Origin of the sequence: Citrobacter sp. wls708, from assembly GCF_005281255.1 — a bacterium.
GTDB classification, from domain to species: domain Bacteria; phylum Pseudomonadota; class Gammaproteobacteria; order Enterobacterales; family Enterobacteriaceae; genus Citrobacter; species Citrobacter werkmanii.
This window is the reverse complement of record NZ_SZXE01000018.1, coordinates 194,289-209,938: the sequence shown is the minus strand read 5'-3', so window position 1 is coordinate 209,938 and position 15,650 is coordinate 194,289. Positions and strand designations below refer to the sequence as shown.

Here is a 15,650-nt window from a genome sequence, read left to right as displayed (position 1 = left end):
TAACGATCAGGAGCAAATGTGGTCACGATACGCTGGGATATTAAAACAATTGATCGACTATCGATGGTTGAGGATGTCCTGAAGGAATTTTCCTGCTGTGATATCAATATCATCTCAATGAAAGTCACACCGGGACGGATCCTGATTAAATCCTGGTGCCGCCAGCTGCAGGATATTTCCTACGTGCAAACGTGTTTGAGCCAGCGAGCCGATATTATTAATGTCGCTTACCTGTGTGAAGAGATAAGCGAACTGTCAACGTCCGAGCCGGAACGCCCGCGCTATTTCTCTGACATTATTTGCACTAGCCAGAGCATGCGCTTGCTTATCGAAAAGGCGATCAGAATTGCCGACAGCAAATATACCGTTCTGATCCGCGGTGACACCGGAACCGGCAAGGAGCTACTGGCTCGGGCTATCCATAATTCCGGGAAGCGGCGGTTTTATCCGTTTATTCCGGTCAACTGCTCTGCATTGCCTGAGTCGCTGATGGAGAGTGAATTCTTTGGCTATGAGAAAGGAGCCTTTAGCGGCGCAGATTGTAAAGGCAAAAAAGGGCTGTTTGAAATGGCCGATAAAGGCACCCTTTTTCTTGATGAGTTTGGTGAAATGTCGCTGAGCTTACAGGCTAAATTACTGCGCGTGCTTCAGGATGGTGGGATTCGTCGCGTTGGCGGCGCACAAATTATACCGGTTAATGTACGTATTATTGTGGCAACCAACGCTAATCTGGAAGAGATGGTGGAACAACGTCTGTTGCGCGCCGATCTCTATTATCGCATCAACGTACTTTCACTCACCATTCCTCCCTTACGGGAGCGCCCGCAGGATATTAGTCTGCTTATTCGCCACTTTGTGCAGAAGTATGCGAAGGAGTTCCAGCGCCGGATAATCCTGGATAAAGCCTGTTTTGCGGCCTTGCATCATCACGCCTGGCCGGGAAACGTTCGTGAACTGGAAAATACCATTATTCGTCTGATGCTGATGGCGGAATCGGATGTCATCACCCTGGACGAACTGGGAATGGTGAATTTACCTGCGGTTGAACAAGCCTCAACGGAACGCCCTTTTAAAGAACAAGTGCTTAGTGCTGAGCGCCAGCTCATCGAACAAATGGTAGAAGATAATGTGTCGTCGCGGCATATCGCTAAAGCGTTGGGGGTGTCGCATACCACGGTGTTGAATAAAATTCGCAGCTATCAGTTGGAGAGTGTGAGTTAAGCGCCGCCAGTGGCTGACGGCGCGTTAGACGGGTTATTCAATCAGCTTCAATAATGGCGACAGGCACAGCAGAATTCCGTACAGCAGAATCAGCCAGGTTTTAACACCGCGCAATTTCTCTAACTGCGTCACTTTATAGATCAGGAAAAACGGAATAATACACGACACAATCCCGTACAGTGGGCTCCCCAATTGGAAGAATACCAGCACCGATACGCGGAACGACACCCAAATAACCAGAGTAATCACAATAAATGTGCAAATACCCAGCGTGAGCACCAGCGGATTAATTTTCTCAACGTCAATGACGCGACTCAGGATGTTAAGAATAATACCCTTAATGGCCTCATGGAATCCCAGGTAAATACCAAAAAACGCCGTTAATACGGCGAAGATATTCAGTACCGTTGAGGTGATATGAATAATTTGTCCTGGAATAACCTGCGCTGCCAGCGCCAGGGCGGAAATATTTTGCTCAAAGGCCGAAACGGCCTCTTCATGGCTAATAGAAAAGGTAAAAGAGAAGGAGAAAAACAGAATAACCGCAATCAGCGTAATGTAACTGATGCGATGCGTGCGAATCGCCATGCGCGTCGCCAGTACCCGGTCAGCCACCCGTTTGCGATAAGCTATGTTCATTGGGTTTAATACCTGAATAAACACCGCTGAGAAGAAGCAGAACGGGATGGTCAACAGCACGTTGCGAAAGAAAACCGAGGCTTCAGGAAACGCGCTGATATTGCTAAAGTTCCAGTGCGGGATCATCGCAAAACCAAACACGATGATGATACCCACTTTTACTACTACCATCGGACCGGAGATTTTGAACAGCAGCTTTTCTCCCCCGGATGCAATGGCGACCAGCACGGCAAAAATGGCTACTTTGTAGATTATTGACTGCGAAAGGTCGGACTCGGTCAAGCCAAAAGTTTTGATATAAGAGGCACTGTCAAATACTACTGATAGGGAATAAATAAATATGCCGTGAATAATCATCAGGAAATAGATGACGCCAAGAAATACGCCCCAGTTTTTCCCCAGATAATGACTTATAATATCGGTATAGTCATTACAGGTTTCACTCTCTGATAATGTTTTTAAATAAATGTCCTGCACAATATAAGTTGCGGGATAAGCAATAATAAAGGCGACAATAAATACCCAAATACCTGTTAAGCCAATTTGTACCGGCATCAGTACTGTTCCGGCGCCAATTGCCATGCCGATACAGAGTAATACCCAGCCAAAATCGTATTTCGTAAACGGTATCTTTTTTGAGATTGGTACGGCGGTTGCTGTATTGTTGCTTAATTGTAATGTGTTGTCCTGCATAGAACCCCCTGCCCAAAATACACGCTCTCCCCGGAAAAGGATTGCGCGTATAGCCAGACTGTTGTGCCTTGATTCTCAACAGTCTGAACCGATCGGCGTCGGTTCAGACTGTAGTGGTCAGAATGTTGCCTTTCTGATGGCGTGTTCAAGGTCGTTAATAATATCTTCTGGATCTTCAAGACCCACAGAAAGACGGATAAGCCCGTCGGTAATACCTGCTTTAAGCCGTTCCTCTGGCGCAACGGGCGAATGTGTCATAGACGCTGGGTGCTGAATGAGGGTTTCGGTATCACCGAGACTGACCGCGAGGAGGCACAATTCTACAGAATTGATCATCCGTCTGCCAGCCTCGAGGCCGCCGGCGATTTCGAAGCTGATAATTCCTCCTGGCAGACTCATCTGCCGTTGGCCAAGCTCATACTGCGGATGTGAAGAGAGGCCGGGATAATAAACGTGGGTGATGGATGGATGCCCTTCCAGGAAGCGGGCGATTTTCATCGCATTTTCGCAGTGACGCTCCATTCGAATGCCCAGTGTTTTAACGCCGCGCAGCGTTAACCAGGCGTTGAACGGACTCATGCAGCCGCCGGTGATATCTTTCAGCCCCACAAACCGCGCCTGGTCAATAAACTCCTGCTTGCCGACGATAATGCCGCCAATCACATCCCCGTGACCGTTGATATATTTGGTGACGCTGTGCACCACGATGTCTGCGCCCAGTTGCAAAGGCTGCTGACAGTACGGCGACATAAAGGTGTTATCCACCACCAACACTGCGCCTTGCTGATGGGCAATACCGGCCACCGTTTCAATATCAACCAATGAGAGCGTCGGGTTGGCGGGCGTTTCGATATACACCACTTTGGTTTCCGGGCGCATGGCGGCGCGAATTTCTTCAGGATTCGCCGCATCGACAAAGCTGACGTTAATCCCGAACTTCGGCATGCTGTGCGACAGAAACGCGTGGGTGCAGCCGTAAATTGCGCTGGCGGAAACGATATGGTCACCCTGCTGGCACAATGTCAGCAGGGTTGTAGTGATGGCAGAAATACCGGACGCGGTTGCCAGTCCGGCTTCACCTCTTTCCAGCACCGCCAGCTTTTTCTCCAGCGCATCGGTGGTGGGGTTACCCAAACGAGTATAAATGTACCCGGACTCCTCAAGCGCAAAGCGGGCGGCACCTTGTTCGGCGCTGTCAAATACAAACGTTGAAGTCTGGAAAATAGGCGTACTGAGCGCGCCAGTTGAAGGATCGGGTTGTTGCCCTGCGTGAACGATCTGGGTGTTGAATCCGTAAGTACGACAGTCAGACATGATATCTCCTTTAATTCGGAACAGAACAGCTCACACTCAAATAGCAATCGCTGTGCCAGAAAATGAATTAATAGATATCAATGAGTTATGTATTTACCTGAATTAATAGTCGGCAGGAATGTTGCCAACTGGCAAGAATCTTTCCAGCGTACTGGCGAGAAAAGGGTGAAGTGCGAGGCGCTACGCAGAGCGGAATATTGCGCAGTGATATGGCGAATGGGCTACCGTAGAATCAGCGGCAAGCCGGGAATTCCCGGTGAGGCGCAATGTTGCGGGGGCTTGATCCCCGGCGGCATCGGTTGCTGGAAAGAGAAAACCCCCGCACGTTGTTCGGTATAAACCTGGCAACAAAACGGGGGCTAACTTGACTCCAGACAAGTTAAGGATAGCCGCGAACAGTTGCCATTGCAACACAGGCGGCTATATGACGCTCGTACAGTTAGGCGTGGCCTTCTGGCACGATTTAGCGGCTCCAGTCATCGCTGGTATTATTGCCAGTCTGATTGTGAGCTGGCTACGTAACAGGAAGTAATGCGCTTAGTGGGCGTCTGCCTGCCGTGATGGCAATATGCGCCCGAACCAGGCCGCAGGGGTGACCTTGCGGCCTTTTTCGGCTTAAATGCAGATAAATCTCGTCGTCAGGTGCCTATCCTGTCGCGATAATGCACGCTGGGAAGTTTTCAGATACCGTCTCTCTTAATACCGCTACGATCGGGTATACTCTGACGGCAGTTTCGTCTATCCGTGGAGAGTCAGTTTGCGTGTCAGTCGCTCGTTAACAATTAAGCAGATGGCAATGGTCGCGGCCGTTGTCATGGTGTTTGTTTTCATTTTTTGCACCGTTTTGTTGTTCCATCTGGTACAGCAGAACCGCTATAACACGGCTACACAACTGGAAAGTATCGCTCGCTCCGTCCGTGAACCTCTTTCCGACACTATCCTGAAAGGGGATATTCCCGAAGCGGAAGCCATTTTACGCAGCATTCGGCCAGCGGGCGTGGTCAGTCGCGCTGATGTGGTGCTGCCTAATCAGTTTCAGGCGCTGCGGATGAGCTTTATTCCCGAACGCCCGGTTCCCGTTACGGTGACCCGCCTGTTTGAGCTTCCGGTGCAAATTTCGCTGCCGGTCTATTCACTTGAGCGCTCAGCGAACCCACAGCCGCTGGCGTATCTGGTGCTGCAGGCGGATTCGTACCGCATGTACAAGTTTGTGATGAGCACGCTCTCAACGTTAGTGACCATTTACTTACTTTTATCGTTAATACTCACGGTAGCCATCTCATGGTGTATTAACCGTTTGATTGTGCACCCATTGCGCAAAATCGCTCGCGAGCTGAACGACATTCAACAGCAGGACCTGATTGGCTATCAACTGGCATTACCACGTCTGCATCAGGATGATGAGATTGGTATGCTGGTGCGTAGCTACAACCTTAATCAGCAGCTCATCAAACGCCATAGCGAAGAGCAAAGCGACCATTCGATGCGCTTCCCGGTTTCCGAATTGCCCAACAAGTCGTTTTTAATGGGATTGCTGGAGCAGGTGGTGACGCGTCAGCAAACGACGGCACTGATGATTGTCACCTGTGAAACCCTGCGTGATACCGCGGGCGTGTTAACCGAAACTCAGCGAGAAATCTTGCTGCTGACGTTAGTCGAAAAACTGAAATCCGTATTGGCCCCCAGAATGGTGCTTACCCAGGTGAGCGGCTATGACTTCGCCATCATCGCGCATGGTGTAAAAGAACCCTGGCATGCTATTACTCTAGGTCAGCAAGTACTCACTATCGTTAATGAGCGGTTACCGATTCAGGGCATTCAACTACGTCCGAACTGCAACATCGGGGTGGCGATGTTTTATGGTGATTTAACCGCAGAGCAGCTCTACCGCCGCGCCCTTTCCGCCGTGTTAACGTCGCGTCATAAAGGTAAAAACCAAATTCAGTTCTTTGATCCGTTGCAAATGGAAGAGGCGCAGCAGCGTTTAACCCAGGAGAACGATATTTTAACCGCCATGGATAACCAGCAGTTTGCGCTCTGGATGCAGCCCCAGGTAGAAATGTCCAGCGGCAAGGTATTGAGCGCAGAAGCATTATTGCGGATGCAACAGTCGGACGGTAGCTGGGAGCTGCCAGAAGGGTTAATCGACAGAATTGAGTCTTGTGGTCTGATGGTGACCGTCGGTTATTGGGTGCTGGAAGAAACATGCCGCCAGTTGTCAGCCTGGCAAGAACGCGGTCTGATGCTGCCGCTCTCGGTGAATTTATCCGCTCTCCAGTTGATGCACCCCAATATGGTGTCTGATCTGCTGGAGTTGTTAACGCGCTATCGCATTAAGCCTGGCACATTGATCCTCGAAGTGACTGAAAGCCGACATATTGACGATCCCAATGCCGCGGTGGCCATTTTGCGACCGCTGCGCAACGCGGGCGTGCGCATCGCGCTGGACGATTTTGGCATGGGGTATGCGGGTCTGCGACAGCTACAGCATATGAAGTCGCTACCGGTGGATGTACTCAAAATTGATAAGATGTTTGTCGATGGCGTGCCCGAAGATTGCAGCATGATCTCCGCCATCATTCAATTGGCACACAGTCTCAACTTGCAGATGATCGCCGAAGGCGTTGAAACGGAAGCGCAACGCGAATGGTTATCACAAGCAGGGGTGGAAGTGGCGCAAGGCTTCCTGTTTGCCCGACCAGTTCCGGCAAATATCTTTGAAGAACGCTATCTGGCACCGGAAGGCGCTGATTACAAAAGTTAAAAAAGGTCTCGCTTGTGCGAGCCAGCTCAAAATTTTTAACATTTTTGTATCAATTATGATCCAGGTGCATTTCTGTCATGTTGAGTGGGTGTTACTTTAAGGCCGCAGGTTAAACAAAACCTTACAAGACCTGTGGTTTTTACTTTAAGGACACCCTATGAAGACCTCTATATTCAAAAGCCTTTACTTTCAGGTCCTGACAGCAATTGCCATTGGTATTCTCCTTGGCCATTACTACCCTGAATTAGGCGCCCAAATGAAGCCGCTTGGTGATGCTTTCGTTAAGCTCATCAAGATGGTCATCGCACCTGTCATCTTCTGTACTGTCGTGACCGGCATTGCAGGCATGGAAAGTATGAAAGCAGTAGGCCGCACCGGTGCGGTTGCACTGCTCTATTTTGAAATTGTCAGTACGATTGCGCTGATCATCGGCCTCATCATCGTCAACGTGGTGCAACCCGGTGCCGGGATGAACGTCGATCCGGCAACGCTGGATGCCAAAGCGGTAGCGATTTACGCCGAACAGGCAAAAGACCAGGGGATCGTAGGTTTCCTGATGGACATTATCCCTGCGAGCGTCATTGGCGCGTTTGCCAGCGGTAATATCCTGCAGGTATTACTGTTTGCGGTAATGTTTGGTTTTGCTTTGCATCGTCTGGGCAGCAAAGGCCAGATGATTTTCAACGTAATTGAAAGCTTCTCGCAGGTTATTTTCGGCATCATCAATATGATCATGCGCCTGGCGCCGATCGGTGCTTTCGGTGCCATGGCTTTTACCATCGGTAAATATGGCGTCGGAACGCTGGTGCAACTGGGTCAGCTGATAATCTGCTTCTACATCACCTGCATTCTGTTTGTCGTTCTGGTACTGGGTTCCATTGCTCGCGCGACTGGCTTCAGCATCTTCAAATTCATCCGCTATATCCGTGAAGAACTGCTGATCGTACTGGGTACGTCTTCATCTGAATCCGCACTGCCGCGTATGCTCGATAAAATGGAGAAACTGGGCTGTCGGAAGTCGGTTGTCGGGTTGGTTATACCCACGGGGTACTCGTTTAACCTTGATGGGACATCCATCTATCTGACGATGGCGGCGGTGTTTATCGCTCAGGCCACCAACAGTCATATGGATATTTTCCATCAGATAACCCTGCTGGTCGTGCTCCTGCTCTCCTCAAAAGGTGCTGCGGGTGTAACCGGGAGTGGCTTCATTGTTCTGGCCGCGACTATCTCTGCGGTGGGGCATTTACCGGTCGCTGGCCTGGCGCTGATTCTCGGTATTGACCGCTTTATGTCTGAAGCCCGTGCGCTGACCAACCTGATTGGTAACGGTGTGGCAACTGTCGTTGTGGCTAAATGGGTGAAAGAATTGGATACCAAAAAGCTGGATGACACGCTGAATAATCGTGCGCCGGATGGCAAAACGCACGATTTATCCTCTTAATCTCGTCACTTATGCCCGTAGTCCCTTCCAGGACTGCGGGTGTTTGCGCATAATTACCCCCTGTGCCTGAAACCGTCGATTCGGCGGCGTCGGGATTTTTTCACTTCCTCCGTGACATTTTCATGTTCTTGCGGTCTAACACGAAGTGTTTTTAACGTCATATTCAGAGAGTCCTTTCGCGGGCTGTCTTTTTATTACCAGGATAGTTGATCAGGGGTTCACATGCAGGGCACAAAAATTCGACTTTTAGCGGGCGGCTTGCTGATGATGGCCACTGCCGGCTATGTGCAGGCAGATGCGCTCCAGCCTGACCCGGCGTGGCAACAGGGCACGCTGGCAAATGGTCTACAGTGGCAAGTGCTAGCCACTCCCCAGCGCCCCAGCGACCGTATTGAGGTTCGCCTGCTGGTCAATACCGGTTCACTCACCGAAAGTACGCAACAGAGTGGTTTCAGCCATGCGATCCCGCGTATCGCGCTGACGCAAAGCGGTGGCCTCGATGCCACGCAAGCCCGTTCACTGTGGCAGCAGGGGTTCGATCCCAAACGTCCCATGCCGCCCGTTATCGTTTCTTATGATTCCACGCTATATAACCTCAGTCTGCCTAACAGCCGTAACGACTTGCTGAAAGAGTCACTTACTTACCTGGCGAATATTTCCGGCAATCTGAGCATCACTCCTGAAACGGTTAATCATGCGCTGAGTAGCGAAGATATGGTCGCAACCTGGCCGTCAGATACCAAAGAGGGGTGGTGGCGTTACCGTCTGAAGGGATCAACCCTGCTGGGGCATGATCCAGCTGATCCGCTGAAAACGCCTGTCGATGCCGCGAAAATCCACTCCTTCTACCAGAAATGGTATACCCCGGACGCGATGACGCTGATTATCGTGGGTAACGTAGATGCGCGCAGCGTGGCTGAACAAATCAATAAAACCTTTGGCGAGTTAAAAGGAAAACGGGAAACCCCAGCGCCGGTGCCGACGCTTTCACCGCTGCGTGCAGAAGCCGTGAGCATTATGACCGATGCGGTACGCCAGGATCGCCTTTCCATCATGTGGGACACGCCGTGGCAGCCAATCCGTGAATCCGCCGCGCTGTTGCGCTACTGGCGCGCTGATTTAGCCCGTGAAGCGCTGTTCTGGCATATTCAGCAGGAACTGACCAAAAACAATGCCAAAGATATCGGCCTTGGATTTGATTGTCGGGTGCTGTTCCTGCGTGCCCAGTGCGCTATCAACGTGGAATCGCCGAACGGTAAGCTGTATGCGAATCTCGGTACGGTTGCGCGTGAGCTGGCGAAAGTGCGTGATAAGGGCCTGCCGGAAGAAGAGTTCAATGCGCTGGTGGCGCAAAAAAATCTGGAACTGCAGAAACTGTTTGCCACCTATGGCCGTACCGATACCGACATTTTGATCAGCCAGCGTTTGCGCTCGCTGCAAAATCAGGTGGTGGATATCGCGCCTGAACAGTATCAGCGTTTACGCCAGAGCTTCCTCAACAGTCTGAACGTTGAGATGCTGAATCAGGATCTGCGCCAGCAATTGTCGCAAGATATGGCGTTAATTCTGCTGCAGCCGAAGGGGGAGCCTGAATTCAATATGAAGGAACTGCAGGCGACGTGGGATAGCATTATGGCGCCCGTTACCGCGGCGGCAACGCCGGTAGAAACGGATGAATCACATCCTGAAGTGACGGATATCCCGCCGGTACAGTAACCTCCAGGCCGGATAAGGCGATTACGCTGCCATCCGGCCTTGGGTGGGTAGGCCGGGGGCGCTTCGCTTGCCCGGCCTACAAGAACAACACGTTATTGCGGCATAGCGTCGCGTGGGATAATCGCCCCGCGATGCTGAATCACCGTGCTTGCCGTCAGGTGACCACGTTTTGCGGCATCGGCGGCATTGCCACCGGTCAGACGTACCGCCAGATACCCGGCGCTGAAGGAGTCTCCCGCTGCGGTGGTATCAATCACTTTCTCTTTCGGTAATTTAACGGCCGGGACGTCGATCAGCGTTTCACCCTCGATAGAAACCAGACAAGAGTCTGCGCCGCGCTTCACCACGACTTCCTGAACGCCAGCCGCGTGAGTACGGGCAATCACCTCGGCTACAGGTTTTTCACCCCACAACGCGTCTTCATCATCCAGCGTCAGGAACGCGATATTGGTGCATTCCAGCATCTGCTGATAAACCTGCTGCGTTTCTTCTTTGCTGCTCCACAGGCGTGGGCGGTAGTTATTGTCAAAAATGACTTTTCCACCGTTAGCGCGGCATTCACGCAGTAACGTCAGCAGTTTGTCACGGCTGGCCGGGCTTAGAATCGCCAGGCTGATTCCGCTCAGATACAGATAGTCAAATGTCGCCAGCTCTTCGCAAATCGCGGCGGACTGTTCGCTCTCCAGCCAGAATTTTGCTGCGGCTTCATTACGCCAGTAGTAGAAGGTGCGCTCGCCGGTGCTGTCGGTCTCAATGTAATAGAGGCCCGGCAGGCGGTTTTCCATACGCTGGGTTAATGAGGTGTCAACATTTTCACCCTGCCAGGAGTCCAGCATTTGTTGGCTGAAACTGTCAGTACCCAGTGCAGTCACATAGTGTACCGAAAGCGCCGCCGCATCGACCTGGCGGGCGATATAAACGGATGTATTCAACGTGTCGCCACCGAATCCGCGCTGAACGTCGGCGCCTTTCTGTGACAGCTCAATCATGCATTCGCCAATCACGGCAATCTTTCTGGACATAGTCGTAACCTGCTCTGAAAAAAATTAGCGTTAGTGTGCGCTGTGGGTGTTAAGTGGTCAACTATATTAAAACAACGTTCCATTATTTTTTTGAGCCAGCACGTGTTCTGCGTTGTTTTTTGCCGCCTGGTTTTTATTTTGCCTGCGGCGGAACGTAAAGTTCTGCGCCTGAGCGCCGATAACCTTTGACGAGTCCGGTCAGTCACACTCTTATTTACAGGACATCTTTGATGATAAAGCAGGTTACCCAGCAGCTCATTACGCCCGATGCGAGTATCGAAAGCTTGCAGGCGAGACGCTATTGGCTGCAGTGCGAGCGTGCTTACACCTATCAGCCGATTTACCAGACCGACGGACGGCTGATGGCCGTTGAACTGCTGACCGTCGTGACCCATCCTGATAATCCTGCCCAACGTATTGCGCCAGATCGCTATTTTGCTGAAGTGGCCGTCCGACACCGTATAGAGGTCGTGAAAGAGCAGCTCCTGCAGCTTGAGCTGAAAAAGGACTTTTTCAGAGCCAATAACCTGCTGGCTTCAGTGAATGTCGATGGCCCAACGCTGATTGCGATGCGCCAGGATCCTGAAATCCTAAAAATCATCGAATGCCTGCCGTGGCTGCGTTTTGAGCTGGTGGAGCATATCCGCCTGCCGAAGGGGTCGTCGTTCGCCTCAATGTGCGAGTTTGGTCCCCTCTGGCTGGATGATTTTGGTACCGGAATGGCGAACTTCTCGGCCCTGAGCGAAGTGAGTTACGACTATATTAAAGTGGCGCGGGATCTGTTTGTCATGCTGCGCCAGACGCCGGAAGGCCGCAATCTCTTCACGTTGTTGTTACAGCTGATGAACCGCTATTGCCGCGGGGTGATTGTTGAAGGTGTTGAAACACTTGAAGAGTGGCGTGATGTGCAAAACTCACCGGCTTTCGCGGCGCAAGGCTATTTTCTTTCTCGTCCAGTACCTCTGCACACCCTCGAAGAGGTGATCCTGTCGCTTTGATTCGGATGTAGCGTCCCTCATTTTGCCCTGCTGGACTATCTTTAGGACAGGCAAGGAAGGAAGTGAGGACGCTAACTATGACAAAAGCAGGCAAAATAACCGTATCAGTATTAGGGGTTTTCTTGTTGTTGATCGTCGTATTCATCATTGTGATTGCGACATTTGACTGGAACCGGCTCAAACCGACCATCAACCAGAAAGTCTCTACAGAACTCAACCGGCCCTTCGCTATACGGGGCGATCTGGGCGTGGTTTGGGAGCGCCAGAAGCAGGAAACCGGCTGGCGTAGCTGGGTTCCGTGGCCGCACGTTCATGCCGAGGATATTATCCTTGGCAACCCGCCGGACATTCCCGACGTCACCATGGTGCATCTTCCCCGTGTGGAAGCCACGCTCGCGCCGCTGGCATTGCTGACAAAAACCGTCTGGCTACCGTGGGTCAAGCTGGTAAAGCCTGATGCGCGCCTTATTCGCCTGTCGGAAAAAAACAATAACTGGACCTTTACCCTCGCAGAAGATGAAAACCGCGATCCTAATGCGTCGCCCTCTGCGTGGTCTTTCCGGCTGGATAATATTCTCTTCGATCAAGGACGCATCGCTATAAACGATAAGGTGACCCGCTCGGAGCTTGAGATCCTGGTCGATCCGCTGGGTAAGCCATTGCCTTTTAGCGAAGTGACGGGCGCAAAAAATAAAGAGAGTCAAACCCGCGTTGAGGACTACGTATTTGGTTTGCAGGCCAAAGGACGCTATAACGACGAACCGCTAAGCGGTAGCGGAAAAATAGGCGGGATGCTGGCGCTGAGGGGCGAAGGAACCCCTTTCCCGGTGCAGGCTGATTTCCGGTCGGGCAATACGCGCGTAGCATTTACCGGTACGGTAAATGACCCGATGAATATGGGCGGCGTGGATCTGCGCCTTAAATTCTCAGGTGATTCGCTAGGGGATTTGTACGATTTGACGGGGGTGCTGCTCCCGGATACGCCGCCGTTTGAAACCGACGGGCGTCTGGTGGCGAAAATCGATCCGGAAAAATCCTCTGTTTTTGATTACCGCGATTTTAATGGCCGTATTGGCGACAGCGATATTCATGGAACGCTAACTTATACGACCGGTAAACCGCGTCCGAAACTGGAAGGGGACGTCGAATCACGCCAGCTGAGACTGGCTGATTTGGGACCGCTGATTGGTGTGGATTCGGGGAAAGGCGCGGAAAAGGCCAAACAGTCTGAACAGCGCAAAGGTGAGAAGAGCGTCCAGCCTGCCGATAAAGTCTTACCGTATGACCGTTTCGAAACTGACAAATGGAATGTGATGGATGCTGACGTACGTTTCAAAGGTCGGCGCATTGAACACGGCAGCAGCCTACCGATTAGCGATCTCTCCACCCATATCATCCTGAAAAATGCCGACCTGCGCCTGCAGCCGCTGAAATTTGGCCTGGCGGGAGGCAGCATTGTTTCCAGAATCCATCTGGAAGGGGATAAAAAGCCGATGCGGGGGCAGGCGGATATTCAGGCTCGCCGCCTGAAGCTAAAAGAGCTCATGCCGGATGTAGAACTGATGCAGAAAACGCTCGGTGAAATGAACGGTGACGCTAAATTTAGCGGCAGCGGAAACTCGGTGGCCGCGCTGTTGGGGAACAGCAATGGCAACCTGAAGCTGCTGATGAACGATGGCTTAATCAGCCGGAATCTGATGGAAATTGTGGGATTAAATCTGGGTAACTATCTCGTTGGTCAGATATTTGGTGACGATGAGGTCCGGGTGAACTGCGCGGCGGCGAATCTGGATATCGTTAACGGCGTGGCGCGTCCTCAAATCTTTGCTTTTGATACGGAAAATGCGGTGATCAATGTGACCGGGACCGCGAGTTTTGCCTCTGAGCAACTGGATTTAACCATCGATCCAGAGAGCAAAGGTATTCGTATTATTACGCTGCGTTCGCCGCTGTATGTTCGCGGGACCTTCAAGAACCCGCAGGCAGGTGTAAAAGCCGGGCCATTGATTGCGCGTGGTGCGGTTGCCGCCGCATTAGCCACGTTAGTCACTCCAGCGGCGGCACTGTTGGCGCTGATTTCTCCTTCCGAAGGGGAAGCCAACCAGTGCCGGGCGATACTGTCGCAAATGAAGAAGTGATGTCAGGCCGGATGCGGTGGTTACGCCGCATCCGGCAAAAGAATCATAATGACTGATGACGGGTCTCATGGGTTAACAGCAGCGCGATCAATGTCAACGCCGCCATCGATGCCAGATACGTTCCTACCGCTGCCAGACCGTAGTTAGCCTGCAGCCATGCGGCAATATACGGGGCAACGGAAGCGCCAAGAATCGACGAAACGTTATATGAGAATGATGCGCCCGTGTAGCGAACCTCGGTTGGGAACAGCTCCGGCAGCAACGCGCCCATCGGACCAAATGTCAGTCCCATCAGGCTTAAACCCAGCAGCAGGAAAGCGAACACCAGCGCCGGATTGCCAGATCCGAGCAGCGGTTTAAAGGCAAACAGCGCAAACAGAATGATAAGCGTGGTGATGATGAGCATGCTCTTGCGGCGACCAAACGCGTCGGCCAGCAGACCCGCCACTGGCACCATAACGCCAAAGCCAATTACCGCCATCATTAGCATCCACAACACTTCATTACGCGGCAGGCCAAGCCCTACAGGCGCGGCGGCTGTACTGAACGTCATCGAATAGACGGTCATGATATAGAACAGTGTATAGGTCGCCAGCATGATGAACGTGCCGAGGATCGTTACGCGAATATGCTTTGTCAGTAAGGTACCCAGCGGGATTTTCACCTGTTTTTTCGCTGCAGCGACTTTGGCGAAGACCGGGGACTCATGCAATGAAACGCGAACGTACAGGCCGATGATCACCAGTACCGCAGAGAAGATGAACGGTACGCGCCAGCCCCAGCTCATAAACTGTTCATCGGTCAGCAGCCAGGAGAGCAGCAGAAAAGTGCCGTTGGCGAAGAAAAAGCCGATAGGCGCGCCCAGTTGCGGGAATGATCCGTACAGCGCGCGTTTACGCGGCGGCGCGTTTTCCGTTGCCAGCAACGCCGCGCCACCCCACTCACCGCCCAGACCTAAACCCTGGCCAAAACGCGCCAGCGCCAGCAGCAACGGGGCGAAAATGCCGATAGTTTCATAGCCCGGCAGCAGGCCAATGACAACCGTTGAAATCCCCATGGTAAGCAGTGAAGCAACCAGCGTGACTTTACGGCCTACGCGATCGCCGAAATGGCCGAACACCGCGGAGCCGATTGGCCGGGCCACAAAAGCGATAGCGAAGGTGGCGAGGGACTGCAGCGTAGCCGCGGTCGGATCTCCCTGCGGGAAGAAAATATGGGGAAACACGATCACCGCGGCGGTCGCGTAGATATAGAAGTCGAAGAACTCAATGGCGGTACCAATGAGTGAGGCGACGACAACTTTATTGCGCGAGTTGACCGGGGTGTGTTCCTGTTCGTTGTCGAGTGTTGTGGCTGTTGCTTGCATAATATTTTCTTATTTTTGGCCGAACGAAAGGCCATATTACGCACAGCAAAAGCGATATTTCAATCTGTAACAAACCCTGCAATTGGTCAAAAAAAGAGCAAAAAGGGGATAATATTCAGGCTGAAGATTTCACTTCCATGAAATGCTTCACATAATTTAAAACTTGGATGATAAAACTGGTTTTTGGTTAAATAAAAGTTACGGGTTGGATTTATTCACTAAATCAGTAAGAACAGGCGGCATTATAATTGCCGGATGGCGCTGCGCTTATCCGGCCTACAAACTCACCCGTAGGCCGGATAAGACGCGTGCGTCGCCATCCGGCAATTGACAAC

12 protein-coding genes are annotated in these 15,650 nt (G+C 51.9%); 8 read left to right on the top strand and 4 right to left on the bottom strand.

Going from position 1 to position 15,650, the window contains the following annotated elements; all coding sequences use genetic code 11:
* Positions 1-18 precede the first annotated feature (18 nt).
* On the top strand, positions 19-1,221 hold the full coding sequence (locus FDW97_RS14250) for a sigma-54-dependent Fis family transcriptional regulator (RefSeq protein ID WP_137351208.1): 1,203 nt from the start codon (positions 19-21) through the stop codon (positions 1,219-1,221).
* Between the two features lie 33 nt (positions 1,222-1,254).
* Here the strand turns inward: FDW97_RS14250 and FDW97_RS14245 are convergent, their stop codons facing one another.
* Positions 1,255-2,553, bottom strand: coding sequence for an aromatic amino acid transport family protein (locus tag FDW97_RS14245; RefSeq protein WP_087857185.1), 1,299 nt, complete (start codon positions 2,551-2,553; stop codon positions 1,255-1,257).
* Positions 2,554-2,670: 117 nt separating this feature from the next.
* Positions 2,671-3,867 (bottom strand): methionine gamma-lyase, encoded by a 1,197-nt coding sequence (gene megL / locus FDW97_RS14240; protein WP_061380953.1) that lies wholly within the window; start codon positions 3,865-3,867, stop codon positions 2,671-2,673.
* A gap of 87 nt (positions 3,868-3,954) precedes the next feature.
* Between megL and FDW97_RS23720 the strand changes: the two genes are divergently transcribed.
* The 5 genes from FDW97_RS23720 to FDW97_RS14215 all read left to right on the top strand — a co-directional run bounded on the left by FDW97_RS23720 (position 3,955) and on the right by FDW97_RS14215 (position 9,791).
* Complete coding sequence (locus FDW97_RS23720) at positions 3,955-4,206, top strand: hypothetical protein (RefSeq protein ID WP_137346676.1); 252 nt, start codon at positions 3,955-3,957, stop codon at positions 4,204-4,206.
* A gap of 85 nt (positions 4,207-4,291) precedes the next feature.
* A complete protein-coding gene (locus FDW97_RS14230; protein ID WP_085049070.1) occupies positions 4,292-4,399 on the top strand; it encodes a type I toxin-antitoxin system toxin Ldr family protein in 108 nt (35 codons plus the stop codon).
* Between the two features lie 225 nt (positions 4,400-4,624).
* Positions 4,625-6,631, top strand: a complete 2,007-nt coding sequence (gene hmsP, locus FDW97_RS14225) for a biofilm formation regulator HmsP (protein WP_085049069.1) — start codon at positions 4,625-4,627, stop codon at positions 6,629-6,631.
* A gap of 157 nt (positions 6,632-6,788) precedes the next feature.
* Positions 6,789-8,075, top strand: a complete 1,287-nt coding sequence (gene dctA / locus FDW97_RS14220) for a C4-dicarboxylate transporter DctC (RefSeq protein WP_006687518.1) — start codon at positions 6,789-6,791, stop codon at positions 8,073-8,075.
* Between the two features lie 222 nt (positions 8,076-8,297).
* Positions 8,298-9,791 (top strand): pitrilysin family protein, encoded by a 1,494-nt coding sequence (locus FDW97_RS14215; protein WP_137351207.1) that lies wholly within the window; start codon positions 8,298-8,300, stop codon positions 9,789-9,791.
* Between the two features lie 92 nt (positions 9,792-9,883).
* Here FDW97_RS14215 and FDW97_RS14210 read toward each other — a convergent pair whose 3' ends face one another.
* A complete protein-coding gene (locus FDW97_RS14210) occupies positions 9,884-10,813 on the bottom strand; it encodes a sugar kinase (protein ID WP_038635130.1) in 930 nt (309 codons plus the stop codon).
* Positions 10,814-11,043: 230 nt separating this feature from the next.
* On the opposite strand from FDW97_RS14210, the gene pdeH reads away from it, so the two are divergent.
* Positions 11,044-11,811, top strand: a complete 768-nt coding sequence (pdeH, locus tag FDW97_RS14205; protein WP_038635128.1) for a cyclic-guanylate-specific phosphodiesterase — start codon at positions 11,044-11,046, stop codon at positions 11,809-11,811.
* Between the two features lie 77 nt (positions 11,812-11,888).
* Positions 11,889-13,949, top strand: coding sequence for an AsmA family protein (locus FDW97_RS14200; RefSeq protein ID WP_137351206.1), 2,061 nt, complete (start codon positions 11,889-11,891; stop codon positions 13,947-13,949).
* A 43-nt stretch (positions 13,950-13,992) separates the two neighbouring features.
* Here the strand turns inward: FDW97_RS14200 and FDW97_RS14195 are convergent, their stop codons facing one another.
* Positions 13,993-15,315, bottom strand: coding sequence for an MFS transporter (locus FDW97_RS14195; RefSeq protein ID WP_069323751.1), 1,323 nt, complete (start codon positions 15,313-15,315; stop codon positions 13,993-13,995).
* Between the last annotated feature and the right edge of the window lie 335 nt (positions 15,316-15,650).